The following is a 25,199-nucleotide window of genomic DNA, read 5'->3' as shown; positions in this document are numbered from 1 at the left end:
TGAACGTGAACAGTGCCGCACGCGCCGCCGGCGCGGGACATTAGGACATGGAGCTTTTTCGCGCCCTCGGCGCGCTTCTCGATGGTCCGTGCGGGGAGAATCGGCTCATCGGCCACCTCCTCGAGCTGGGACCGGTGCCGGACGAGCCCACCCACAACGACATCTTCCTCTTCCAGCTCTACCCGTACGCCTCCGCCTTTCTGGGTACGGATGGCCACATGGGCGGGGAGGCGCGCGACCGTGTCGCCGGTTTCTGGCGCGCGCTGGGGACGACGCCCCCGGACGATCCGGACCACCTTCGGGCCCTGCTCGGGGGCTATGCCTGGCTCGTGGACGCCCAGCAGAGGGGGAACGGCAAGACGACCCAGGCCTGTCGCGACGCACGGCACGCCTTCCTGTGGGAGCACCTGCTCTCGTGGGTCCTCCCCTTTCTCACCAAGCTGCGGCAGATCGCGCCCCCGTTCTACCGGGAGTGGGCCGACACGCTCGAGGCCCTCCTGTTCAGCGAATCGGCTCGCCTGGGGCCGCCAACGCGCCGCCCGCTCGCGCTGCGCGAGGCGAAACCGGTGCCCGACCCGCGCGAGACCGACGGGGACAGCTTCTTCAACGCCCTCCTGAGCCCGGTCCGCAGCGGACTCGTCCTCACGCGCGCGGACCTCGCGAGAGCCGCGCGCGACCTCGGTCTCGGTCTCCGCGTGGGCGAACGCGCCTACATCCTCAGGTCCATGATGTCGCAGGGCCCGCGCGCGACCCTGGACTGGCTCGGGCGCGAGGCCCGGGACTGGGAGCAACTCCACGACCGCAGCGGGGCCACGGCGCCCGAGGTCGCGGATTTCTGGACGCAACGCGCGACCGCGACAGGTCGCCTCCTCAGCGACCTCAGCGCCGACACGCACGCCGACACGGGCGCCGACACCCACAATGGCTGACGCGGGCGGGAGCCCGCCCCTTCATCCCGGGCGTTTCCGCGCCATCTTCCTTCTCCTTCTGGTCCTCGGGATCAGCCTCCTCTTCCTCGACATGATCCGGCCGTTCCTCACGGCCCTCTTTCTGGGAGCGATCCTCAGCGGGATGATGTACCCGGCGTACCGGACCCTCCGCCGCTGGTTCGGGGGACGGGAGGGACTGGCCTCCTTCGCGGCGGTCGTCCTGTTCGCCATCCTCCTCATCGCACCGGTCACGGCGTTCCTCGGCATCGTCGCGAACCAGGCTGTGCACGTCACGCAGTCGGCGGGTCCCTGGATCGAGGACATGCAGGCTCAGCTGCGGCAGCCCGGAGGGTTCGACGAACTGCTCGACCGGATTCCCTGGCTGGATTCGCTGCGGCCGTACCAGGAGCAACTCCTCCAGAAGCTCGGCGAAGTCGCGGGATCCGTCGGCGCTCTGGTGGTCGACCGGCTCGCCGGCGTCACGACAGCCACCGTGCGGGTCGTCTTCCTCCTGTTGCTGATGTTGTACGCCATGTTCTTCTTCCTGAAGGACGGCCGCGGCGTGCTGCACAAGGCCCTCTACTACCTCCCCCTGTCCGACGAAGACGAGCGCCGCATGCTCGACCGCTTCGTCTCAGTGACGCGGGCGATGGTGAAGGGGACGTTTCTCATCGGCATCGTGCAGGGCGCGCTGGCCGGGCTCGCCTTTTGGGCGGTGGGGATTCCGTCCGCCGCCTTCTGGGGCACGGTCATGGCGGTCCTCTCGATCGTCCCCGGGATCGGATCCGCGCTCGTGTGGCTGCCAGCCGCGATCTACCTCCTCGCCTCCGACCAGGTCGTCGCCGGCATCGGGCTGATCCTGTGGTGCGGCCTCGTGGTGGGTACGCTGGACAACCTCATGCGCCCCTGGCTCGTCGGGCGCGACACCCGGATGCCGGACCTGATGATCCTGCTCGGCACCCTCGGCGGGCTCATCGCCTTCGGCATGGCCGGCGTGCTCATCGGCCCCATCGTCGCGGCGCTGTTCATCACCGTGTGGGAACTCTACGGCGAATCCTTCCGGGACGTCCTGCCCGCCACCGCGTTCGGCGCGCCGTCGCCCGCGCGGGCCGGCGCCGGAGAGCCGGAAGCCGCCGCGCCGGAGCCGGATGCCGACGCGGCGCCCGAGCCGGAAACCGCATCGTCGGAGCCGGAAGCCGCGGCCGACGACGCCGCTGCCGCGCCGGAAGACTCCGCGCCCGAGACGTAGCCCGATCCGCCGAACCGCATGAGCGGGAGCCCGCTCGACTGGCTGCGCGAGAGCGGCGCGGCGCTCTCCCGCGTCACGGAGCGCTGGGTGCCCGACGCGTGGGTCATCCTCATGTCGCTCACCCTGGTCGCCCTCCTCCTCGCCGTGACCGGAGGCGGGGCCACGGTCCCGGAAGCCGGGCTGGCGTGGGGCGCCGGGGTGTGGACGCTGCTTGAGCTGGCCATGCAGTTCTCGATCATCATGGTGGCTGCCCATGCGTGCGCTTCATCGCCCCCGATGTACCGGCTGCTCGATCGCCTCGCGGGTCTCCCCAACCCCGAGCGCCCCGCCCAGGCGGTCGCCCTCGCGGCCGGATTCTCGATGGCGGCCGGCTATCTCAACTGGGCGTTCGGACTCATCGGATCCGCGCTCTTCGTCCCGTTCATCCTCAAGCGCAACCCGCGTGCCGACCTCCGTCTCGTCATCGCGGCGGCGTACATGGGCATCGGAACCGTGTGGCAGAGCGGCCTTTCGAGTTCCGCGCCCCTCATCCTCGCCACGCCGGGCAACCCCCTGCTCGAGCCCGGGACCGGCGCCCCCGTGGTCGACCGTCTCTATCCGGTCACCGAGACGCTGTTCCATCCCTTCAACCTCGGGTACGCCGCCGTCATGCTGCTCGTCGGGCTCGTGGCCGCCATGGTGCTCCACCCGCGCCGGGATGTCGTGACGCTCACGCCGGCCGAAGTGGACGAGATCCTGCCTGCGCCACCGCCTCCGGCGCGCCCCGGCACGACGCCGGCCGAGCGCCTCGACCGCTTCCGCGGCTGGACGCTGCTCGCCGCCGTCCTGCTCGCGTATCCGCTCATCCACTCGATCATCACGCGCGGTTTCGGCGCGAGCTGGACGATCAACGCGTACAACACGGTCTTCCTCGTCGTGGCGCTCCTCCTCCACGGCCGTCCGACGTCGTTCCTGAGGGCCTGCCGCGAGGGCGTGGCCTCGGCGTGGGGGATCATCCTCCAGTTCCCGTTCTACGCCGGCATCTTCGGCGTCATCCAGAACACGAACCTGGGAAGCTGGCTCGGCGAGCAGTTCGCGGAAGTCGCCACGACCCGGCTCTATCCGCTGGTGGTCTACGTCTATTCGGGGATCATGAGCATGTTCATCCCGTCGGCGGGTTCCAAGTGGATGATCGAGGCGCCGTACGTGATCCCCGCCGGCGAGGTGCTCGACGTCTCCGTGATGACGACGCTGCTCGCCTACGCGTACGGGGACTCCGCCTTCAACCTCATCCACCCGTTCTGGGCGCTGCCCATCCTCGCCGTGACGCGGCGCCGCTTCGGGGAGGTGTTCGGGTACGCGTTCCTCCTCTGGCTGGCGACGATCCTCGTCGGCATCGTGACCATGCTCGTGATCCCGATCCGCTGGTGACGCTCGTGATGCTCGTTCGGCTGGTGAACCCATGAAGACGCTGCTCATCCTCCGGCACGCGAAGTCGTCCTGGGACCACCCCGGGCTCCGCGACCACGACCGGCCCCTCAATCCCCGCGGCCGGCGCGACGCGCCCCGCATGGGCCGCTTTCTCGTCGAACGGGACCTCGTGCCGGAGCGCATCGTGAGTTCGACCGCCGTCCGCGCCCGCACCACCGCGGAACTCGCCGCCGGAGAGTTCGATCGGGAGGTGGAAATCGAGACGACGAGCGATCTCTATCTCGCATCTCCCGACAACTACGTGGATGTCGTGGAGGCGACGGGGGGAGCAGAGGAGCGCCTCATGGTCGTCGGACACAATCCCGGCATCACCGCGCTCGTCTGGCACCTGACGGGCGACGGCGAGCACATGCCGACCGCCGCCCTCGCCGCAGTGGAACTGGACATCGACGATTGGCCGGAATTGGGTTCGGCCCGGCGCGGCCGCCTCATCGGCTTCTGGCGACCCAAGGCGCTCCCGCCGGAGTGAGTGCAGAGTGAAAGGCGAACGACGTTCCCGCGGGTCCTCCACCCCGTGATGTCGTCACGATGTTGCCAACACGGTCCGTTCTATCGCCCACGGATCGGAATTGAACCGTTAGCTTACTTACAATTCACGAAAAGGTCCGGATCGCCACGAGGTAGTCTCGCTGAAAAGAGAGAGATGATGAGCGAACGAACACGCAGCCGGCTTGGCTCCGACGGAAAATTCGGACTCCGCTACCGAGACCTGTTCTGTTCGTCGCTCCTGTTCGCGGTGCTCATCGGGATTGCTTCCTGCGGAGGCGACTCAACGGCGCCTCCACCACCTCCACCGCCGCCACCACCACCGCCCGTGGCTCCGGTGGCCGTCGGCTCGATCCCGGCCCAAGTCATGACTGCGGGACAGTCGGTCACGGTCGACGTTTCTCCCTTACTTTAGTGATCCCGATGGAGGTACGCTGACGTATGCGGCCGCATCGTCGAACGACGCAGTGGTCTCCGTCTCGTTGTCGGGAAGCAACCTGACGGTAACGGGAGTGGCAGCGGGGACGGCCACGGCGACGGTGACGGCGACGGATCCGGACGGCCTGACCGCGACCCAGAGCGCGGGCATCACGGTCGAGGCGGCGAACCAGGCGCCGGAGGCGGTGGGGACGATTCCCGCGCAGACGATTACGGCCGGCCAGGCGGCGACGGTGGACGTGGCGGGGTTCTTCAGCGATCCGGACGGGGACGCGCTGACGTACACGGCCGCGTCGTCGGATGAGGCGGTGGTCTCCGTCTCGTTGTCGGGCAGCAGCCTGACGGTAGCGGGAGTGGCGGCGGGTACGGCGACGGCGACGGTGACGGCGGCGGATCCGGACGGCCTGACCGCGACCCAGAGCGCGGAGGTGACGGTCGAGGCGCCGAACCGGGCGCCCGAGACGGTGGGGACGATTCCATCGCAGACGATTACGGCCGGCCAGGCAGCGACGGTGGACGTGGCGGGGTTCTTCAGCGATCCGGACGGGGACGAACTGACGTACACGGCGGAGTCGAGCGACGCGGCGGTGGCCACCGCGAGCGTTGCGGGGAGCAGCCTGACGGTGAGGGCGGTGGCGGCGGGTACGGCGACGGTGACGGTGACGGCGGCGGATCCGGACGGCCTGACCGCGACCCAGAGCACGGAGGTGACGGTCGAGGCGGCGAACCGGGCGCCCGAGACGGTGGGGACGATTCCATCGCAGACGATTACGGCCGGCCAGGCGGCGACGGTGGACGTGGCGGGGTTCTTCAGCGATCCGGACGGGGACGAACTGACGTACACGGCGGAGTCGGGCAACACCGGCGTGGTCACGGTCGATATCGCGGGAAGCAGTCTGACGATGACGGCGGTGGCGGCCGGGACGGCGACGGTGACGGCGACGGCGACGGATCCGGGTGGTCTGTCGGCGACTCAGAGCGTCGAGGTCACGGTGGCGGCCGGCGCCGGATTCCGGGACGACTTCGACTCGGCCGCCAGCCTGGACGACTGGGAGATCCGCAACGCGGATGCGACCGTCGTCGACGGGGTTCTGCGGCTGACCGCCGTCGGCGACGAGCGGCTGGGCGTTGCGGAACGCGAGCCCGAATCGGTGCTGACGGAGTGGACGATCCGGGCCAGGATGGGCCGGGCCCAAAACGATGGAACCGTGCGGCTGATTTGGTTCACGGGTGACGACGCTTACCCCGCATTGGGTATCAGCCTGGGCCCCGGTCCCGAGAACCGTAACTACCTCTTCCTGGGGTTCGACGCGACTCGGAGCGCGTGGGTCTTTTTCGGTGACGTGAGCGGCAACTCGGAGGCGATCCGAACCGGTGCGGGTGAGTTCACCGACCTTACGATCGGCCGTGACGGCGGAGAGGTTTTCCTGATGGCGGGGGACACGGAACTGCAGAGGTTTATACCGAGCACAGCGGTTCGTGGTGCGCTGAGCCGGGTGAGTACCATCTGGCTCGTGAGCCGAGGGGGGGGATCCACACAGCTCTTCGATTGGATCGACGTGACCGGTACGGAGAGCAGCGCGGACATGTCGGATCGGTCGGGAGTCTCGCGGAAACTCGATCTTGCGCGCGAGGCCCTTGAGGCTTCCGAGGCGAAGCCGATCCGGCTGAAGCGATAACGCGGCCCGGCGCCGGAGGATTGTCCGGTGGATGGTGTTTAGGTCGCGGAAGCAAGTACGCGGTTTGGCGGCGGCCTCCGTCGTGTGGGCCGCCGCCTGCGGGGATGCGGACCGGGAGGTAACGGGTCCGGTCCCCGTACCGAACCGCGGGCCTCAGGCGATGGGCGCCATCCCCGCGCGGACCGTCTCCGTCGGCGAGGTCGCGACGGTGGATGTGTCTTCCCATTTCAGCGACCCGGACGGTGACGCTCTCTCCTACACGGCGGTCTCATCAGACGCCGGGGTTGCCGGGGTCTCGGTGTCGGGCAGTTCCCTGACGGTCACGGCGCTCGCCAGGGGCGAGGTGACCATCACCGTGACGGCGCGCGACCCGCCGGGCCTGCTCGCGCAGCAGCGCTTCCAGGTGACGGTGCCGAACCGGGCACCCGAGGCGGTGGGCGAGATACCCGCGCAGACCGTGTCCGCCGGCGAGGCCGCATCCGTGGACGCGTCCAGCTATTTCCGGGACCTGGACGGCGACCCGCTGACATACAAGGCGACCTCGTCAAATCCTGAGGTTGTCACCGTCACGATCACTGCGGCGACGCTAACGATCCGGGCCGTAACCTCGGGCGTCGCGACCGTGACCGTGGTCGCAACCGATCCGAATGGCGGCACGGCGCAGCAGATGGTTCAGGTGACGGTGCCGAACCGGGGGCCGCAGGCAGTGGGGACGATCCCCGAGCAGACTGTTCCCGTCGGCGAGACCGTGGACGTGGACGTGTCGTCCTACTTCAGCGACCCGGACGGTGACGCCTTGTCCTACACGGCGGCTTCATCGAACGCCGGGGTCGCTGCAGTCTCGGTGTCGGGCAGTTCCGTTGCGGTCGCCGCACTCGCAAAGGGCGTCGTGACCGTCACGGTGACGGCCCGCGACCCGCAGGGCTTGGCCGTGCAGCAGCGTTTCCAGGTGACGGTGCCGAACCGGTCGCCCGAGGCGGTGGGCGAGATACCCGCGCAGACCGTGTCCGCCGGCGAGACCGCGACCGTGGACGTGTCGTCCTACTTCAGCGACCCGGACGGTGACGCCCTGTCCTACACGGCGGCTTCATCGAACGCCGGGGTCGCCTCAGTCTCGGTGTCGGGCAGTTCCGTTGCGGTCACGGCACTTGCGAAGGGCGTCGCGACCGTGACGGTCACGGCGCGCGACCCCGGGGGATTGAGCGCCGTGTCCTCGTTCGGCGTCACGGTCACAGTCAGCGGGTCGGGATTCCAGATCGAACTCGTATTCGCCACGTCTATGACCCGAGCCCAGGAGGCCACGTTCCGGCGTGCGGCGGAGCGCTGGATGACGGTTCTGGCACCGACCGAACTCCCGGATTTCGAGGCCCGGCGCTGGACTTGCGGGGACGACCCAAGATTCGAGCGGCATGCGGCGATCGACGACGTGATGATCGTGGCGGTCGTCGAGGAGATCGATGGTCCGGGCGGCACCCTCGCGTCGGCTGGTCCGTGCTGGGTGCGCAGGGCGAGTCAGCTGCCCATCTACGGTCGCATGAGGTTCGATGCGGCCGACCTCGAACGAGAGGAACGAATCGGCCGCTTCGATGAGCTGGTCCTTCACGAGATGGGGCATGTGCTGGGAATCGGACTCATTTGGGACGATCTCGACCTGCTTCGGAACCCGGCCTCGGAGGATGAGGCCCCGGACACTCACTTCGTTGGCCCGCTGACCGTCGACGCCTTTGACGAAGCGGGCGGCACGGGCTATCAGGGAGCCAAAGTACCCGTGGAGAACACCGGCGGCCCCGGAACAAGGAACGGCCATTGGCGGGAGACGGTATTTGAGACCGAACTCATGACGGGATGGTCGAACGAAGGCCGTGCGGAGCCTCTGAGCGCGATCACCATCCAATCTCTGGCGGACATAGGTTACGCGGTCGATCTGACTGCGGCCGACCCCTACCGACTCCCAGACGCCGACGCCGCGCGGGAGCGCGACCCGGGTCGCCTGATCCCCTATGGAGACGACATCTGGCGAGGCCCGATCGTCGTCGCCGACCGGGACGGCCGGATCGTACGGGTGATTCCGGGCTCAATCAGCGGCGACCGCCGCCGGTACTAGGGAAGGTCTGAATAGGTCGGCAGATCGGCCGGGGTCGGGCTGAATGACGCCGACTTGGCCGGCACCTCCGTGCCATCACTTCCCGGGCGGTGCGGGCATGCGGTAGCCGACCCCGCGCTCGTTGAGGATGTAGGCCGCCCGGGACCCGTCCTCTCCCAGTTTGCCGCGCAGTCTCTTGACGACGGCGTGCACCAGCTTCGGGTTGACGCCGCCCGGATGCCGGCTCCACGCCTGCCGGAGCAGGGAGCGGTACGTCAACACCCGCCCCGCATTGGCGGACAACACGCGCAGCAGCTCGTACTCGGTGGCCGTCAGCTCCACCGGCCGGCCGGCAACGGTCACGCGGCGCCGGTCGTAGTCGATGGACAGCTCCTCCAGTTCGAACCGTTCTGGCCCGGCGCGGCCCCGCAGGGCCGCCCGCACCCTCGCCGTCAGCTCCGTGGGCGAGAACGGCTTGACGATGTAGTCGACCGCGCCGGTCTCGAGCGCCCTGGCGACCGTCTCGTCCCGTCCGTACGCGGAGACGAAGATGACGGCCACGTCGGCCAGCTCCGGAACCCGCTCCATCAGCCGGATCCCGTCGGTCCCGGGCAACATGAGGTCGAGCAGGACCAGGTGGGGGTTCTCCGCGCGGATCACGCCGGAGAGTTCCCGGTGGTCGCCCGTGGACAGCGTGTCGTAGCCCGCCGCGGTGAGGATGTTGCGGATGTGGAGCAACGTCTGCGGGTCGTCATCCACCACGAGAACGCGCTCCCGGCCATGCCGGAGCGCCCTCGCGCCGCCCCGCGCCGAGTCCGCCGATTCGGAGCGGCTGGGCTCCCCGGCCACCGGGACCGTGAAGGTGAACCGGGCGCCCCGCCCCTCGCCGTCGCTCGCGGCCCGGATGCGCCCGCCGTGGGCCTCGACCAGCCCCTTGCAGATGGCCAGGCCCAAGCCACCCCGGAGCCCGCGCTCCGCGTCACCGGCGCCGACGGACTTTCGGAACAGGTGCGGGAGTTGTTCCGGTGGAATGCCGCTGCCCCTGTCGGAGACGGAGACCGCCACGTCAACGCCGGCGCGTCGCGCCGTCACCCGAATCGGCGACGACTCCGGAGCGTGCGCGGCCGCGTTCGAGAACAGGTTGTTGAGGATCTGAACGAAGCGCTCGCGGTCCGCCATCACCCGGGGCAGGTCCGACGGAAGCTCGACCAGGATCGCGTGCCGGCCGCCACCGGCCAGGAACGTATTTTTCCCCCGGTCCACCAGCGCTCCCACCTCGGAGGGCTCCGGCGAGACCGACAGCGTGCCCGTCGCGATGCGCCCCGTGTCCAACAGGTCGCCGATGAGGCCGCTCATCTGATCCGCCTGCGCGTCGATGATGCGGAAGAACTGCAGCAGTTCGGCTGGAGCGAAGCCCGGCGAGGCGGCGAGCACCGTGGCCACCGAGCCCTTGATCGAGGTGAGCGGCACGCGCAGTTCGTGGCTCACGATCGCGAGGAACTCCGTCCTCATCCGCTCGAGTTCCTCGAACGGCGCCAGATCCTGCATCGTGACCACGACCGACGCCACTCCGCCCTCCGGCGCATCGATCGGCGTGACGTTGAGCAACGTCTTGACGCTCCGGCCGTCGGGAACCGAGAGCACCACCTCCTCGCTGCGAAGCGTCTCGCTGCTGCTCAACTGACCGGCCAGCGGGAACTCGGACAGAGCCACCTCGCGCCCGTCCGCCCGCCGGAACGTTATCTCCTCCGGCAACCGCTCCAACGAGCGGTCCGGCATCCGCAGGCCCTCGACGATCCGTCTCGCCTCGCGGTTGAGCGACACGATGCCGCCGGTCCCGGCGTCGAAGACCACCACGCCGACCGGCGAGGTCTCCACCAGGGCTTGCAGGTCGGCCCGGGCCCGCTGCTCGTCCCGGTAGGCCCGCGCGTTGGCGATGGCCGTCGCCGCCTGCGACGCGAAGAGCACGAGCACATCTTCGTCCCCGCTCGCGAACTCCCCCCCGCCTTCCTTTTCCCCGACAAAGAGGCTGCCCACGTGCGCGCCGCGATGACGGATCGGAGCGGCCTGCCCGGTCTTGTACGGCAGTACCTCGGCGCTGAACCCGTGCGAGCGAAGGTAACCGGGGACGTCTCGCACTCTCAGCGCCTCCGGAAGGTCCCGCAGGTGCTCGAAAAGCCGTGGCCCGTCGGCCCAGTCCGTCATTCGTCGGTGCTCGTCCGCCGTGATGCCGGAGCCGATGAAGCGCGCGGGCGGGCCGGCCTCGTCGATGGTCGTGAGCAGCCCGAAGCGCGCCCCGGTCAGGGCGCGGGCGCGGTCGACGATCTCCTGCAGGACGGTGTCGAGATCGAGGCTCTCGCTGATCCGCAGAATGGCTCCGCAAAGGCCGGACATGCGTTCCTGCAACGCTCCGATGCGTCGCCGCAGCGCGGCGGAATCCTCCGTCATCGATCACTCCCCTCTCAAGGAATCGCATCAGTATCGCAACATTATTACCAGATCAATCAAGCTTATCGCCCCAAGATCGTATTTCACAGGCTATGTTGAAGACTTCAAGAGGGACCGAGGGGGTTGAACTCTGAGAGGACCCATTGCGGCGACCTCGTCCGCTGCGGGCGTGGCAAGTGTCACGGCGTCCGGGCATCTGCCGAAACTCATCGATCACCGAGTCCCGCTCGACTTCGGGCACGGGGACGGCGGGTCGGCGGGTTTCGACCATGAGAGGCGTTTCCCCACTCGGCTCTCGTTCCGCCCTTCCGGAGGCCCGTTGAACGGGTTCCCCAAAGCGCTCGCAGGGGTGCTCCACCACCGCGGCGGCGACTGCCGCCGCCGGGTCCCGGGCACGTTCCCCGACGGGGTTGTCGGACGCGGATAAGGCTGGGGAGCCAGCCTACCCATTGTGGGTACAAAGGAGCTGACGAGGGGCTTGCCCCTTCGATCCCCAACAGCGCCCTCGCTGAGGCTCGGAGTTTGCGGGTCGCAAACGCCAACTTATCTCCAGCGAATGGATACGCCGACCAGCACGGGGGACCCCTTCGCGTTCCCGGCCGCCGGACCGATTCCCAAGACGAGACCGAAGCGCCGCTGCCCAGAGCGACCAAGTTGGACGGTCTGCCAGATATCGTGCTTGCCCAGGAAGTACCCCGCGGCGTAGCCGGCACCGCCCATCCAGATCGCGTTGATCGCACCAAGATAGGCTACCGTCGCCAGCTGGTTTCCTCCTTCCCCCGGACCCCACCACGTCAGACCGGAAAGCACCCCTATCGCGCCGCCTGCGATCACACCGTAGGTGCCCCATTTCCTTCCATGATGTCCCTGCCCGATGGAGCGCTCCAACCTTTGAATCTCGGCAAGCGTCAGGTTTACGGGCACAGTGGTCTGATCGGGCCGGAGGCGCAGAGACTCCGTGTCGATCTGGGTCACGACGCCGACGAATTGGGCACCGTCGGTCGTCAACGCTCGGACACGCTCGCCTTGGCGAACGGGGCCCTGTGCGTCCAGCGGAGCCGCAAGTGTCCCCAACAGAACCAGAACAGCGAGGGTCGGTGCGACTGGCGCAGGGATCCGCTCAGCCGCAGGGGGGGAACTGGTCATCTTGCTCTCCTTGCTGGTCATCTTGCTCTCCTTGCTGGTCATCTTGCTCTCCTTGAGAGAAATGCGGGTCGGCTGGTCGGCCTCGGGACGCTCCCAAAGATAACCTGTCAAACGCGATCCGTGGGCGATGGACTGGGTTGACCTGGCGATATTGTGGCGATACTGCTTCGATGCCTTGAGAGGCGTTGACCCCGTGGCGAACGATTCCGACGAACCGCGGCAACAGATTCCAGGCGTTGCGGGAACTCGTCTCCGGCCTGTCCGGGGCCGTCCTGCGCATCGGCGCGCGCGCCCTGACCGGCGCCCGCCTCAGCACTTCGACGGCTTGGTATCGCGGGCATCACGGGATTCGGAGGGGCGCGGAGGAGACCGGCAAAGTGCGCCGCCGCCGAGCATTCACGCAGCGTTGCCGGGAGACGCGGTCTGGAGCGCAGGCCCCCGATCGCCGGGGCCGTGCCGGGAGTGCACATGAGACATCCGCGTGCATGCGCACCGAAACCGCCGTTCCGATGTGCACACCGCCGCTTGTCTATGCCGCTGGGCGGCTTGCGGTTGCATCACGTCCACAGCTCCGGCCGTGGCGGGCCGGAGCTTGCGGCCGTGACGGGAGCGACCCCAGGGGCACAGGTGCCCGGTTCGGGTGCGGGGCCGTGCGCGTTTTCACACGCTCACCCCCGCCCCCTGCTGGGGTCGCTCCCCTCGAAATTATCCTTGCGGGAAGGCTGGTTTGAGCGCCGCCGTGCCTACGGCGTGTTCGGCGCGCTTCGGGGCTGATGTCGGCGATTCCTCGGACGGCGGGCGAGATCTGCCCCGTTGATTGAGCGACTTCCGGTCGTCCGCCTCCGTCGGGCGCGGACTTGCCACGCGAAAGGGTAACGGACATGGGCAGCTTGCATGATGCCGTCATGCAGTACGTGGAACGCGAACTGAAACAGGACTCCGGCGTGAAGAACGCCGCCTTGTTCGCCGGCGCCCGCGAGATCGACGAGTCGGTCGGAGAACTCACGCTGCAACAGTTTCATGCCAAGTATCGGCTGCCAGCGATCCGGCGGATAGCACCGCAAGAGCGGCCCGCACGGCAACCGAAGGCGGACCCGGAGCCCGACACCGCGCCCGCGGCATCCGGCGATGGTGCCGCCGTCATGGAGTTCGTGGAGCGGACGCTCGAAGTGGACCCCGATGTCTCGAACGCGGACCTGTTCGCCGGTGCCCGCGAGATCGCCCCCTTCGTCGCGGAACTCTCGGCCCGACAGTTCCACGCGAAGTACCCCCTCCAAGTCAAGGCGCGGCGGGCAAGGGCCGCCGCGCCCAAGCCCGAGACGCCACCGGAACCGGAGGTCCCAACAGCTGAGGAGCCCAACGCTGCGGATACGCCGCCGGTGGAGGCGGGCGACCCGGTTGCGGTTCGCCGTCTACTGCTCGATCTGGCCAAGGAACTCGCGAACGCGGAGAGCCAGGCGGACACGATTGAGGTCATGGCCCGTCTGGACGACTATGTGGCCGCGATCATGGAGGCGGCGCAAGGCTGAGCGCGACGAGACGGGCAAACAGCACCGCGCGCCCCTAGACCGGCGGGGGTCGCCGCATTGGCGGCGTCGAGACATCGGAGGCGAGCGCGGATCGCTCCCGTCCACGGCCCCATGGGCCGCTACGTCACCGTCGCGCCGTACGCATTGGCGCAAACGATATACCGCCAGCGACTTGCGGCGTCGACCGCGTGTCCGGCCCGAGGGCGGATGTCGTGTCCGGTTGACCTCGATGTCAAATACACATCTCCCGTACGGCCACGGGGCCACCCGATTGCTCGTCGGAACCACGACCGATCGAGCCGCTCCGACCGCCATGTGTTCAACCCGGTGCAACAGCCCCCGGCCGGACTCCCGGCGAGCCCGATTCCGGAGTTCCACCAGCCGCTCAAGCCCGCCCCGGATGTCACCGCACACCTCTCGGATGAGGCGGACGTCCCCGCTACGGATGACCTCCTTGATCCACTCGATCTCCCGGTCGATCTCCGCGTCGCACTCGGATGGGCGCGGGTCCATCGCCCAGTTGCGGAGTACCGTGTCCGCGCGGCTCGTCCCTTCCGAGGTCCGCCCAACGGCCACGACGTCGATCTTGAATCCGCGCTCCCGGAGCATCCTCCACAGCTCGCTGAACGGGCGCCGGGAAGCCGAGCCCGAGCCGCTCACGCTGGGCACGCTATTTGACATCTACGGTGAGGAGGTGACGCCCACCAAGGGCGAACGGTCCCGCCGGAGCGACAAGGTCGCGAAGAGGATGTTCCTCCAGTTCTTCGGCAGGGACCGCGACCCGGCCACGCTCTCGCAGCGCGACTGGGACCGGTTCATCCGGGAGCGGCGCGCGGGCGGGATTGGACCGAGTCGACGGCCCGTGTCCGACCGGACGATCGAATGGGACCTGACGTTCCTGATCGCGGTCCTCAACTGGGCCGAAAGGTCGAGGGACGAGCGAGGCCGCCTGCTGCTGGAAAGGAACCCGCTCAAGGGCCTCAGGAAGCCCAGGGAGAAGAACCCCACCCGAATCGTCCTCGACGAAGAAGAGTACCGGGCGCTGCTCCGCGCGTCCCGACGAGTCAACCGGCGGTTCCGCGTCGCGCTCGTGCTCGCGCACGAGACCGGACACCGCATCGGCGCTATCCGCCAGCTCAGGTGGTCGGATATCGACCTCGAAGTTGGAGTGGTGCGGTGGCGCGCGAGGCACGAGAAGACGGGCTACGAACACACCACGCCGCTGACCGCCGAGGCGCTCGCTGCCTTGGAAGAGGCGCGGAGGATAGGCCAGGGGACCGGGGTCGCCCCGCTGCTCCCCGCGCGGAGGGACCCGTCAGTGTGCGTAAGCCGCTCTCTGGTGCGCGAGTGGTGGGTGCGGGCCGAGGCGATCGCCGGACTGGAGCCGAAGCGGGGTCGCGGTTGGCACTCGCTCAGGCGCAAGTTCGCAACCGACCTCATGGACCTGCCGCTCAAGGTCCTGTGCGAACTCGGCGGCTGGAAGAACGCGCAAACGGTGCTCAGATGCTATCAGAAGGCCGATGAGGGACAGCTCGGGAAGGCGCTGGAGAGTCGGCGGAGAGTTCGCGTCTGAAATCCCGATCAGCGGGAATCAATCGGGCCCCCCCGAGAATTGTGTGCTCGATCAGGCTTGCAAGCGAATCACCCCGGCTCCAGCGCCTCGACTTGGCGAGCAAGCCAAGCGACGTGGCCGCGAAGTATTCGCTGAGTACGCCCGACAAGGAGGGAGTCGAGGAGGCGCGATGCCCAGCGGCGGTGAGCCTGTCGAGAGCGGATCCCGTGATCACCTGCTGCAACTCCGAGCCGCCCGAGCGACCTGCGGGCAAGTAATGCGCCGGGTGGGAGAGCGGCCCAACCGCGCAGCCTTCCGCAAGGTCGGCGAGCACGGTCTTCAGCCGCCACCGGTTGGTGCGCGTTGGATTGGTTCGTGCTTCCGGCCACGAGTTGAAGAGGCCTCGTCCGGGGACTGGCCGCCAAGGGTATCGGCTGCGGTCCAGTCGGATCGGAGCATCCTCGCGAACTGTCACATCGACCTTCAGCAAGGTCAACATCGCTGGTAGACATGGCTCTCGAGCTGGCTCGCCTCCATCGGTCGGTCGCAACGCCGGTGGCGCGAGAGCCCCCGGCGTGACCCACCCGAAACCTAACGCGAAGCTTGGGTCCGTGCCGGGTCGGCGGTGGGGGCGAGGAGGAGCGACGCCGTGTAGACGAGGTCGTCGAGCGGGGAGTCGTCCCCTCCCCCCGAGTTCGCCGCGAGGTGGAGCACGACGGGCGCGTCCGCGTCGGGAGCCCGCCATTCGAAGGTCCACTCCGCGACGCCGTCCACGGGCGCGGAGCCGGCGCGGGTGTGCTGGACGTACTCCGGGTCGCCGTCCTCCCCGGGCACGACGGTGACCCGGTCGTCGAGCGGTCGGATCTCGCCGGCCCCGGCGCCGCGCCGGTCCCCGTCCTCGAAGCGGAACGATCCCTGGAAGCCGGCCGCGAGCATGTCGAAGCTCTGGAAACGGATGGTTACCGGGTGGCGCTGGCCGGGACGGTAGCCATCATCGATGCCGAACACCTCGAGCGTGGCCCCCGGTGCGTTGAGCGGCGCGCCGAAGTGACAGGCGGCGCAGGTCGGTTCCCCGAAGCCCCCCGTGTGGCCCGGAGGCGGCCCCTCGATGTGCGGCGGGGTGTGCGCCGCCGGGCGCGTCGCGACGGGCGGTCCGGCGTCGGAGTCCCCCGAGGGGACCGCGGCCGCCGTGACCAGCGCGGCCGTGGCCAGCGAGAAGAGGCCCGCGGCGCAGAGAGCGGCCGCGGGCCCCGGAAGGGACATCAGCGCGAGCGCGGCGACACCACCGCCCGGCCGACCGTGTTCACGTCCGCCCCGAACCAGATCGAGTCCGTGGCCGGATCGTAGTACATGTGCCGGATCGTGCCGCCCCCGCTCGGCACGTCGAGTGTGCCCACGAACTCCTCCGAGTCCGTGTCGAAGCCGACGAACCGGTTCGGCTGGATTCCCGTCTCGACGAGCCACACGACATCGTACTTGTCGATTGCCACCCCGTAGGGCCGCGACTCCTCGCCCGCCGGCAGGTCGTATTCCCGCTGGAACCCGCCACCCTCGACGACGAGACCGATCTTCCCCCGGCTGTAGTCCACGTACCAGATCCGGTCCTTCGAGTCGATGACCAGGCGGCGCGGCCGCGCACCCTCGGGCAGGTCGTAGCCGATGAGTTCGAACGAGGACGGCTCCACCATCCCGATCAGGTTCGTGTTGAAGTGCGCGATCCATGGTCGGTTCTCGGAGTCCAGCTTGACCCCGTACGGACGGCTCGAACCCATGCCGCGGCGGGTCTCGACCTCGGGCGCCTCCACCAGCCGCACCTCTCTCGACTCCTTGTCGAGGAAGCCGATCAGGTTCCCGCCCTGCACCGAGAACCAGATGTTTCCGTTCTCGTCCCAGATCAGCGTGTGCGGATCCCTCGCCCGCTCGTCCGGCATCATGATCTTGTCGATGTCGCCCGTGGCGGGGTCGATGATCCCGATGTGGTTCGCCCGGTTGCCGGCGTAGTAGACCATCCCGTCGTCGTCGACGATCAGGTTGTGGGGCCCCGTGCCGTCGTCCATGTCGTAGCGCTTGAACTCGCCGCTGGACGGGTCCAGCACGGCGGCGTAGTGCGCGGTCTGTCCCACGAACCAGACGCGCCCGTCGGGTCCGACGAACGGGTCGCGCGGACGGCTCTCCGGGTAGGGCACCGTCCATTCCTCGATGGTGAGAACATCCGTCGTCGCGGTATGGTCCTGCGCCGCCGCCTCCGCGGAGCCGACGAAGGTTGCCGCCGCCGCGAACCCCGCCGCCGCCAGCGTCGCGGCCTGAATTCGATGGATCATTTCCGTACCTCCTCGAGCACTGTCACCGAGCATTGTCTCCGATCACTGTCACCGGGCACTGTCACCGGAAGCCGCCGACCCCTCGTGTCCAGCCGGCCTCGCACGCTATTCAGATGACCCCCGATGCCGCGAATCCGTTGATTCCCGGGGTGTCCCGGACTTTCCGTCCGTCCCGGCGCCGACTGCTGTCCGCCTCGCCGCCCGCACCTTGGGCGTCAGGTAGATATTGGCCATCAGACGGCCCACCAGAAAGCCGGTGAAGGCGGCGGTGGCGCCGACCCAGCCCAGCCCCCAGCCGACGGCGACGAAGACGATGGCCACGGCCGAGATCTCCGCCGCGGTCCCGATGATGATCGGACCCGTCGTCCGGTGCCGGATCAGCGTGCCCCGTTGGAGCGAGAGGAGGACGCCGAGGAAGGGGACGGGAGTCAGCACCCGGGCGGCCGGAATCGCGAAGGAGGCGAGTTCGGGCGTGAGGCCGGACACGTGGACGAACCAGAGGTGGGAGAGGGGCGTGAACGCGAGGAGCGCGAGGATGCCGGACAGCGTCGCGCCGAGGCCGAGCGCGAAGCGGCGGATCGCCTCGTAGCCCTCGTCTTTTCGGCCCAGCAGGGCGATGACCGCATCCTGGAAGCTGAGACCCACGGAGCGGAAGATGAACCCGAGCGAGTGTACGACCGGGAACACGGCGAGCGACTCGACCGGCGACGCGGCACGACCCATGAAGAAGGTGAGCATCGGCTGGATCGCGATCCCGATCAGCGATGTGAGCATCAGGGGAACGTAGAAGCGTCCGATTTCACCGAAGCGCAGTTCGCCGCCTTCGGTCCCCGCGCCGGACTCCGGATCGGCGGTCGAGACGCCCACGCGGCCGATCTCCGCGATGTCGTGGGGGTCCGCCGAGACCGTCACCGGGTCTGCCGGATCTGCCGGGTCCGCCGCATCCGCCGCATCGCCCGCCCGCCCGCCCGCCGGGACGAGCAGGGCGCCGATGGCGTCGCGGGCCATCCAGCGCGCCACCGCCGCTTCCATCACCACGCCGAACGAGAGCGCGGAGGCTCCGACGGCGGCGCCGGGGAGATCCGTGGCGAGGGCGAGGGCGAGCGCGGCCACCGACATCGAGACGAGCCGCACGATCGTCCCCCCCGCCACGAGCCGCGTTCGCCCGGAGCGGATGAGCACGCCCTGCCAGAAGCGCCGGTAGCCGATGGCCGCCGGCCAGGGCAGGAAGCACCACAGCGCCCCGTACGTCAGGTTCGCGAGGTCCTCGGGAAGCCCGAGCACCCCCAGCATGAGCCCGCGGTGCACCGACGGCACGAGCACGGCGAGCAGCATCAGCGTGGAGAAGGCGTTCAGCCCGTGCGCGAACGTCCGCAGTCGACGGTAGGAGACGGCGTCCTCCACGAGGGCCGTGGAGGCGCTCAGCAGCATGATGACCGGCGCCTCCACCAGCACCGCGAGTGCGATCGCGACGCCGTACGCCGCCAGCCCCAGCGTGGGCTCCGGCAGCCGCGCTACGACCGCCGCCAGGTAGGGTCCCTCGACGGCCATCATCAACCATGTAGCGGCCAGCGGAGCCCAGAAGGCGAAGATCCGGCGGGGGGAAAGGTCCGTGGAGGCGGTCAGCGGAAGAGATCCTCGAGGCGCTCGAGCGACCACGTCCACCCGAGGCGGTGTCCCTCGGCGGCCTCGGCGGCGGGGAAGCCTTCATGCGCGACGACGACTTCGGTCGACGCTCCGTCGTCCCGGAACTCGACCGTGACGAGCGTCTCGCCGACCGCGGCTTCGCGCTCTTCCCAGTCCCAGGTATACACGAGCCGGCTCGGAGAGGCGATCTCGCGGTACACTCCGAACGCCGTATGAAGCGTTCCCGCTTCCGCCTCGATGAGAAGGCGGTAGGCCCCGCCGGGCACAAGATCGACCTCCGATTCACGGATCGTCGCGCCCGGAGGGCAGGACCACTGCCGGATCCGGTCCGGTTCGGTCCAGGCCCGGAACACCGCCTCGCGAGGCGCGGGGATCACTCTCCGGACGCGGCAGCGTCGATCGGCGGAAGCCGTCATCTGAAGTCTCCTCGGAGTTTGGGGCGGATCCGGCGCAAGATCCCGGGCGGAATCCCGGGTGGAGTCCCGCGCCGAGATTCTGCGGCGAAGCTGGCGCAAAGGGAACCCGCGGGATCAGGTTGTCCATTCGTAGATGGTTGGCGACTCGTCGGGCAAGGATACTCCCTCGATCGTGAATCGTTCGTGATTTCCCGGAAGCTGCTCCTTCCAGCCGTCGTCTTCGGTCTGTGGGCGCCTGCCGAAGCGGCCGCCCAGGGATCTCCCTCGAACCGGGACCGGTTTGCCCTGTTTACCGCCTGCCGCCCCATTCCGGTGGAGGTCTTCGTCACGAACACCGGCGGCCCGGCCGGCATCACGACCCCCTCCGTGGAGAGCATGGCGACGAGCCGGCTGCAGGCGGCCGGCATCCTCGCTCTCGCCGGCTCGCCGGGCGGGTCCTCCACGCTCCAACTGTCCGTCTTCGTCAGCGCACAGAGACTTTCCGCGAGCGCCATCGTGACGGTCTACGTCATCCGTTTGCGTCTCCTGAAGCTCCTTTACGACCATCAGAGCGACCCTCGGACGGTAGAGGCCGGGCGCCTCCCGGCGGGTTCCGCGGGCGCCGCGCCGGACTGGCTGAACTGGGCGCCGACGTGGGAAACGCCGCAGCAGGGAATCGGCTTCTATCTCGGACGCGACGGGGATCCCGTCACGAACCTGGTGGCCAGGATGCTGGACGAGTTCGTGCGCGAATACGTGCGCGTCAACGCGGATTCGTGCTAGCGGGCCGTGACAGGAACCCCGCTAGTCGATTGCCGCCGGGCGCGGCGGAGACCTAAGTTACGCGATTCCGCGGTGCACTGACCCGGCTACGCGTGCACCCATTCCGAGAGGATCGCCGTTGCGCAAGCTCCGCGTAGGTATCGTGGACCTCGTTTCGAAGGGACCCACGAAGGCACTGTACGCCAAGGTGATGCACGCGAACCTCGCGAGCATCATGCCGCAGGTTCTCGGCGCGTGGTGCGAGGAAGCCGGGCATGATGTGAGCCTCGTCTGCTACACCGGCTTCGAGGACCTCGTCGAGGAACTCCCGCAGGACATCGACCTGCTCTTCGTGAGCGCTTTCTCGCAGGGAGCCCAACTCGCCTACGCGATCAGCGAGATGTTCCGCCGCCGGGGCGCCGTCACCTGCATCGGGGGCCCGCACGCCCGCTGTTATCCCCAGGATGCGCAGAAGTACTTCGACTACGTGTTCGGATTCACGGACAAGGAGACGCTCAACGGAGTCCTGGACGACTGCCAGCCGCAGCGCCCGCTCGGCCGCCACGTGACCGCCGAGACGCAGCCGCTCTCGCTGCCCGGGGTGCGCGCGCGCTGGAAGTTCATCGAGGCGACGCTCGAGAAGGCGCCGCTGTTCAAGATCGTCCCGATGCTCGGCAGCCTCGGGTGCCCGTACACGTGCAGCTTCTGCATCGATTCGGTCATCCCCTACCAGCCGCTCGACTTCGACGAGATGCGGGACGACCTCCGCTTTCTCGCGAAGAAGATGAAGCGCCCGATCGTCGGCTGGCACGACCCCAACTTCGGGGTCCGGTTCGACGACGTGCTGGGGGCCATCGAGGAGGCCGTCCCTCCCGGGACGATCGAGTTCATCGCGGAAAGCAGCCTCTCGCTCCTGCCCGAGCCGCGGCTCAAGCGCCTCGCGAAGGCCGGTTTCCGCGCGATGCTCCCCGGCATCGAGTCGTGGTACATGCTGGGGAACAAGTCGAAGTCGCGGAACCGTCACGGCATCGAGAAGGTTCGGCAGGTGTCCGAACACTCGAATCTCATCACCAGCTACATCCCCTATCTGCAGACCAATTTCGTCATGGGTCTCGACTGCGACGAAGGCCCCGAGCCCTTCGAACTCACGAAGCGATTCCTGGACGCCTCACCCGCCGCCTTCCCCGGCTACTCGCTGCTGACGTCGTTCGGAGAGGCGGCGCCGCTCAACCTCGAGTACCAGCAGGAAGGGCGGGTGCTCGGCTTCCCGTTCCACTTCCTCAACAACAATCACGCGATGAACCTCAAGCCGAAGAACTACGAGTGGATCGAGTTCTACGACCGCGTGATCGACCTCACGCAGTACAGCTTCTCGAAGCGGGCGGTCTGGCGTCGGCTCCGGGCCAACCGGGGCGGGATCCCGAGACTGCTGAACGCGGTGCGAGCCCTCTCGTCGGAGGGGAACGGGAGGATCGCGTACTACACGACCGTGCGCGACAAGCTCAAGTCGGACCGGAAGTTTCGGGACTACTTCGAGGGGGAGACGCAGGAACTGCCGCAGTTCTACATCGACCGGGTGAAGCACGATCTGGGACCGCTGTGGGAGTTTCTTCCCGAAGGCGCGATCGAACACGACCCCTACGCGTACATCAAGAGCACCGGGGGCAAGCCGCCGGTGCAGGCGCGGGCCGGGGCGCTCGTCCACTGACGGGCTGACCGCACCGGATCGGCCTGGCCCGGGTCGGCCCGGGGCGCCGGCACGTGCGGCTTGAGGGCAGATCGGCACACATCGACACGTCATGTCACGCGCATTCGTCAACGAAGACGCCGTTCACGAACCCGAGCCTCGGTACGGCCTTCCATCGCGTGAGTCGCCCCGCTTCGACGCCGCTGCGGCGCGCGCTCTCCTCGAGGGCGCCCACATCGGCAACACGCGGAGCGCGGAGACGGCGACCGGCTGCGATTGGGGCGATCCGGCGCTGGCCCCGCACGTTGAGGATCTGATCCGCGAGGCGGAGGGACTGGGGGACGAGCGCATGGCTCGCCTCGGCCGCCGCTATCTGCGGGCCGCGCGCCGCTAGGTTGCAAGGTCCTCACGGCAGCGTCACAACGGGGATGGGTCGCCGCGGTCCGCCTGAGCAACGGCGCGAGAGCTCAAGCACTCATGGGAGGAGTCAGCCGTGGGAGGAGTCAGCGCCCCTGCATCGGCTTGGGCCAATTGAAAGTTCAATCTTGAATCGGCCCAACGCTTCACAGGGACTCCCGGGAACCCCCGGGCACCTCAGGTTGCAGCCACGTCGGCGGACCCGTGGCGAAGTGCGGGAGAGGGAGCCAGGATAGCTTCCCGAGGTTCGCGACCGTGGGTGGAGGCGAAGACTTGGATCGGATACCCAGGCTGCTCGCCGGCATAACCGGCACTGCGGCCGCGCTTTTCTATCGCGTCGGCCGACACGGGCCTCCACTCCCCGAAGGGCCGCTGATCGTGGCGGCCAACCACCCCAACAGCCTGGTCGACGCGCTGCTGATCTTCCGCTGCAGCGACCGCATCACGCGGCCGCTGGGTCGCGCGCCCCTCTTCGACAGGGCCCTTCTGGGTCCGGTGCTGCGCGCGCTGGGCGGGATACCGGTCTACCGGAGGGAGGACGATCCCGAGGCGACGCACCGCAACGAGCAGATGTTTCGGTCCGCGGTCGACGCGCTGCGCGGGGGTGGCGCAATCCAGATCTATCCCGAGGGCCGGAGCCACTCCGAGGCGCACCTGGTGGAGTTCCGCACGGGCACCGCCCGGATCGCGCTGCAGGCGGAGGAGGGGGCCGACTGGGGGCTCGGGCTGTCCATCGTTCCCGTGGGGATCACCTATGCGGCCAAGGAGTTGGCGAGGACCGAGGTCGCCGTGCGCTTCGGCGAGGCGTTCGGGTGCGCGGACCTGAGGGATGCGTACCGGGAGAACCCCGTCGCCGCGGTGCGCCGGCTCACTGACCGGATCGAACAGGGGATTCGCCGCCAGACCCTGAACTTCGACCGCCACCGCGACCGGATCCTCGTGGAGGTGGCGGAGCAGCTTTACGTGCGCGAGTCGCGGTGGGTCCCGTGGCGGGTCCGGGAACCGCTGGGTACGCGGTTTCCTCGCCTTCAGCGCTTCGCGCGGGGGCTGGAATGGATCCGCGGATCGCACCCGGAGGCACACCGCCGCCTGATCGAGAAGGTGGAGCGGTACGCCGCGCTCAGCGACGAACTCCGCGCCGGCGAGGGGGACGTGCCTCGCCGTTTCAAGTTCTTCCCGGTCGCAAGATACGTCCTCGTGCGCGGGACGCTCCTGGCGCTTGGGCTTCCCTTCGCGATCGCCGGATCCCTGCTCTGGGTTCCCGTAGCCCGGCTTCCCGGCTTCGTCGTCCGGCGCGCGAAGGCCGAGTTCGAGGTCACGGCGACGATCAAGCTGGCGACGCTCCTGGGCGGAACGCTGGCGGCCTGGATCCTGTGGCTGGCGCTGGGCTACCTGGCGGGCGGGTGGACGCTTGCCGCGGTGGCGGCCGTGCTGGCCCCCGCGTGCGGCTTCGCGGCCATGCTGTGGGTGGAACTCGCCCAGGAGGTCCGCGAGGACACCGCCCTCTTTCTGCGGCTCCAGGGCCGCCCGGAGCTCCGCAAGCAGTTCGCCGAGCTGCGCGCGGAACTCACCGAGACCTTCCGGCAGCTGGAGAAGCGGTGGATGGAAGAACGGCAGGAGCGCGCCCCGAAGGAGTCGGACGAACGCCGTACCTGAGGATCGTGCGGTACTCGTCCGGGTCGCCCGGTCCGGCCATGGTCGGGCCGAGGACGTACTCCTCCTCGTGGCCGCCGACCGTTTCGTAGCCTTCCGTTTCGACGAAAGCCCCGAGCCGCTCGATCGTTGGCCGTTCGGCGTCGTAGGGGCCGATGTGGAGGATCTCGGCAACGGTTCCGTATTCCCACGTCGCGATCGAGGCGGTCACGCCGTCCGGCGCCGTGTGCTCCGGCAGCGAGTGCACGGCTTCGGGGATGGGGAGCGCATAGCGGCCGATCCACTCGCCGCGCGGGATCCGGTCGAGCCCGTCCTGCCAGCGGGCGCGCGCGACGGGAGGCGTGAAGCCCGTCGCCGCTCCGGTCGCCGCTCCGCTTGAGAAGTAGAGTTGGAAGAGGAGTCCGAATGCCGCGTCGCCGATCTCGTCGGGGTCGCCGACGGCGCGCACTTCCAGCACCCGCTCGTCCGCCCGCTCCACGATGCGCGGTTCGACCAGGTGCTCGTACGCGGCGGGGTCGACTCCCTGCGCTCCGAGGTCGGCCGCGTCGGCGGCCGCACTGAGGGACCATGCCAGGAGTAGGTGGGCAGACCGCAAAACACTGGCGGCGCGACGGGTCATTAGGGATCCAGGATCGGGATGCCCATGGCTTCGGCGGCGCCAACCATGCGCTGGTCGTAGCTGGCAAGTTCGACGGCTTGGCCACGCCCGCGCAGAAACTCCAGCGAAGCCAGGTGAAGCCCGTCCAAGGTCCGAACCGGGACCGGGAACGCGTTAAGCGCCCGGGTTAGCACGGGCGGCGCCAACTCCACCAATGAGACTCGAGCGAGCAGCGAGTGTGCGGCCTCCGACCGCGATGACGCCAACTCCCTCGCGTGCAGAGTTGTCCAGATCTCGTACTCCAAAAGGCGGCTGGAGACGAGGTTCTCGGCCCAGAAGGCGGTCGCCGGACGGCGATCTTCGGCGAGCAAGTGGGCCAGGGCGACCGAGGTGTCGACGTAGATCACCGATCGCTGCGGTGGCCTTCCAGTTCATCGAGCAACTCGGATAGCGTGGCAACCGGCGGCCCGCCTCGGGGAGGCTCGGAACCCGGGGCGAGAGCGGGCGTCAGCCAACCCTTCCGCACCGCATCGGCGAGCATGGCGTCGGCGAGGACCGGGCTTCGCGATGCACGCGGCGGACCGATCTCCGCGACCACGCGGTCGCGGTCCGTGACGAGTACGGTCTCGCCCGCCGCGGCGAGACGCACGTATTCGCTCAGCTTGCTGTTCAGCGTCTTGATGCCTACGGATCTCATGTTCTAGAAGTAG

Annotated in this window: 21 protein-coding genes; 12 read left to right on the top strand and 9 right to left on the bottom strand. The window is 68.7% G+C overall.

What is annotated here, in order from left to right:
* The first annotated feature begins 47 nt into the window (after positions 1-47).
* The 6 genes from ACOGXI_RS07190 to ACOGXI_RS07165 all read left to right on the top strand — a co-directional run bounded on the left by ACOGXI_RS07190 (position 48) and on the right by ACOGXI_RS07165 (position 8,355).
* Positions 48-929 carry a TorD/DmsD family molecular chaperone gene (locus tag ACOGXI_RS07190; RefSeq protein ID WP_419938188.1) on the top strand — a complete coding sequence of 294 codons (882 nt, stop codon included), beginning with the start codon at positions 48-50 and terminating at the stop codon, positions 927-929.
* Positions 922-2,178 carry an AI-2E family transporter gene (locus tag ACOGXI_RS07185; RefSeq protein WP_419938187.1) on the top strand — a complete coding sequence of 419 codons (1,257 nt, stop codon included), beginning with the start codon at positions 922-924 and terminating at the stop codon, positions 2,176-2,178. The genes ACOGXI_RS07190 and ACOGXI_RS07185 overlap by 8 nt, the downstream gene beginning before the upstream one ends.
* Positions 2,179-2,196: 18 nt before the next feature.
* The gene (locus ACOGXI_RS07180; protein WP_419938186.1) at positions 2,197-3,588 is read left to right on the top strand and encodes a TIGR00366 family protein; all 1,392 of its coding nucleotides are present in this window, start codon (positions 2,197-2,199) and stop codon (positions 3,586-3,588) included.
* 31 nt (positions 3,589-3,619) lie between these two features.
* Positions 3,620-4,117 carry a SixA phosphatase family protein gene (locus ACOGXI_RS07175; protein ID WP_419938185.1) on the top strand — a complete coding sequence of 166 codons (498 nt, stop codon included), beginning with the start codon at positions 3,620-3,622 and terminating at the stop codon, positions 4,115-4,117.
* Between the two features lie 529 nt (positions 4,118-4,646).
* Positions 4,647-6,251, top strand: coding sequence for an Ig-like domain-containing protein (locus ACOGXI_RS07170; protein ID WP_419938184.1), 1,605 nt, complete (start codon positions 4,647-4,649; stop codon positions 6,249-6,251).
* A 31-nt stretch (positions 6,252-6,282) separates the two neighbouring features.
* Positions 6,283-8,355 carry an Ig-like domain-containing protein gene (locus ACOGXI_RS07165; RefSeq protein WP_419938183.1) on the top strand — a complete coding sequence of 691 codons (2,073 nt, stop codon included), beginning with the start codon at positions 6,283-6,285 and terminating at the stop codon, positions 8,353-8,355.
* 75 nt (positions 8,356-8,430) lie between these two features.
* Here the strand turns inward: ACOGXI_RS07165 and ACOGXI_RS07160 are convergent, their stop codons facing one another.
* Together ACOGXI_RS07160 and ACOGXI_RS07155 are read right to left on the bottom strand one after the other, a co-directional pair.
* Positions 8,431-10,782 (bottom strand): ATP-binding protein, encoded by a 2,352-nt coding sequence (locus ACOGXI_RS07160; protein WP_419938182.1) that lies wholly within the window; start codon positions 10,780-10,782, stop codon positions 8,431-8,433.
* 543 nt (positions 10,783-11,325) lie between these two features.
* Positions 11,326-11,970: a hypothetical protein gene (locus ACOGXI_RS07155; protein WP_419938181.1), complete on the bottom strand. Its 645-nt coding sequence runs from the start codon at positions 11,968-11,970 to the stop codon at positions 11,326-11,328.
* A gap of 839 nt (positions 11,971-12,809) precedes the next feature.
* Between ACOGXI_RS07155 and ACOGXI_RS07150 the strand changes: the two genes are divergently transcribed.
* Both ACOGXI_RS07150 and ACOGXI_RS07145 read left to right on the top strand, forming a co-directional pair.
* A complete protein-coding gene (locus ACOGXI_RS07150; protein ID WP_419938180.1) occupies positions 12,810-13,457 on the top strand; it encodes a hypothetical protein in 648 nt (215 codons plus the stop codon).
* Between the two features lie 586 nt (positions 13,458-14,043).
* A complete protein-coding gene (locus tag ACOGXI_RS07145; protein WP_419938179.1) occupies positions 14,044-15,030 on the top strand; it encodes a tyrosine-type recombinase/integrase in 987 nt (328 codons plus the stop codon).
* Between the two features lie 570 nt (positions 15,031-15,600).
* Here the strand turns inward: ACOGXI_RS07145 and ACOGXI_RS07140 are convergent.
* The 4 genes from ACOGXI_RS07140 to ACOGXI_RS07125 all read right to left on the bottom strand — a co-directional run bounded on the left by ACOGXI_RS07140 (position 15,601) and on the right by ACOGXI_RS07125 (position 19,393).
* Complete coding sequence (locus tag ACOGXI_RS07140) at positions 15,601-16,272, bottom strand: choice-of-anchor V domain-containing protein (protein WP_419938178.1); 672 nt, start codon at positions 16,270-16,272, stop codon at positions 15,601-15,603.
* Positions 16,272-17,330 (bottom strand): virginiamycin B lyase family protein, encoded by a 1,059-nt coding sequence (locus tag ACOGXI_RS07135; RefSeq protein WP_419938177.1) that lies wholly within the window; start codon positions 17,328-17,330, stop codon positions 16,272-16,274. The genes ACOGXI_RS07140 and ACOGXI_RS07135 overlap by 1 nt, the downstream gene beginning before the upstream one ends.
* Positions 17,331-17,435: 105 nt before the next feature.
* Positions 17,436-18,884, bottom strand: a complete 1,449-nt coding sequence (locus ACOGXI_RS07130; protein WP_419938176.1) for a hypothetical protein — start codon at positions 18,882-18,884, stop codon at positions 17,436-17,438.
* 68 nt (positions 18,885-18,952) lie between these two features.
* Complete coding sequence (locus ACOGXI_RS07125) at positions 18,953-19,393, bottom strand: SRPBCC family protein (protein WP_419938175.1); 441 nt, start codon at positions 19,391-19,393, stop codon at positions 18,953-18,955.
* Positions 19,394-19,576: 183 nt separating this feature from the next.
* Here ACOGXI_RS07125 and ACOGXI_RS07120 point away from each other — a divergent pair, with 183 nt between their 5' ends.
* From ACOGXI_RS07120 to ACOGXI_RS07105, 4 genes are all read left to right on the top strand, one after another.
* Positions 19,577-20,155, top strand: a complete 579-nt coding sequence (locus tag ACOGXI_RS07120; protein WP_419938174.1) for a hypothetical protein — start codon at positions 19,577-19,579, stop codon at positions 20,153-20,155.
* Between the two features lie 142 nt (positions 20,156-20,297).
* Positions 20,298-21,842, top strand: coding sequence for a B12-binding domain-containing radical SAM protein (locus ACOGXI_RS07115; RefSeq protein ID WP_419938173.1), 1,545 nt, complete (start codon positions 20,298-20,300; stop codon positions 21,840-21,842).
* A gap of 91 nt (positions 21,843-21,933) precedes the next feature.
* Positions 21,934-22,215 (top strand): hypothetical protein, encoded by a 282-nt coding sequence (locus ACOGXI_RS07110; protein ID WP_419938172.1) that lies wholly within the window; start codon positions 21,934-21,936, stop codon positions 22,213-22,215.
* Positions 22,216-22,511: 296 nt separating this feature from the next.
* Positions 22,512-23,894, top strand: coding sequence for a 1-acyl-sn-glycerol-3-phosphate acyltransferase (locus tag ACOGXI_RS07105; RefSeq protein ID WP_419938171.1), 1,383 nt, complete (start codon positions 22,512-22,514; stop codon positions 23,892-23,894).
* Here ACOGXI_RS07105 and ACOGXI_RS07100 read toward each other — a convergent pair.
* From ACOGXI_RS07100 to ACOGXI_RS07090, 3 genes are read right to left on the bottom strand one after another with little or no spacing between them, the layout of a single operon-like run.
* Positions 23,806-24,510 (bottom strand): hypothetical protein, encoded by a 705-nt coding sequence (locus tag ACOGXI_RS07100; RefSeq protein ID WP_419938170.1) that lies wholly within the window; start codon positions 24,508-24,510, stop codon positions 23,806-23,808. The two genes, ACOGXI_RS07105 and ACOGXI_RS07100, sit on opposite strands and share 89 nt — an antisense overlap.
* Positions 24,510-24,896, bottom strand: coding sequence for a PIN domain-containing protein (locus ACOGXI_RS07095; RefSeq protein WP_419938169.1), 387 nt, complete (start codon positions 24,894-24,896; stop codon positions 24,510-24,512). Before ACOGXI_RS07095 ends, ACOGXI_RS07100 begins: the two co-directional genes overlap by 1 nt.
* Positions 24,893-25,186: a type II toxin-antitoxin system Phd/YefM family antitoxin gene (locus ACOGXI_RS07090; protein ID WP_419938168.1), complete on the bottom strand. Its 294-nt coding sequence runs from the start codon at positions 25,184-25,186 to the stop codon at positions 24,893-24,895. The genes ACOGXI_RS07095 and ACOGXI_RS07090 overlap by 4 nt, the downstream gene beginning before the upstream one ends.
* Between the last annotated feature and the right edge of the window lie 13 nt (positions 25,187-25,199).

Source organism: Candidatus Palauibacter sp. (assembly GCF_965208055.1).
Classification (GTDB): Bacteria; Gemmatimonadota; Gemmatimonadetes; order Palauibacterales; family Palauibacteraceae; genus Palauibacter.
Note: the sequence above shows the minus strand (reverse complement) of the source record. Positions and strands in the feature narration are given on the sequence as shown.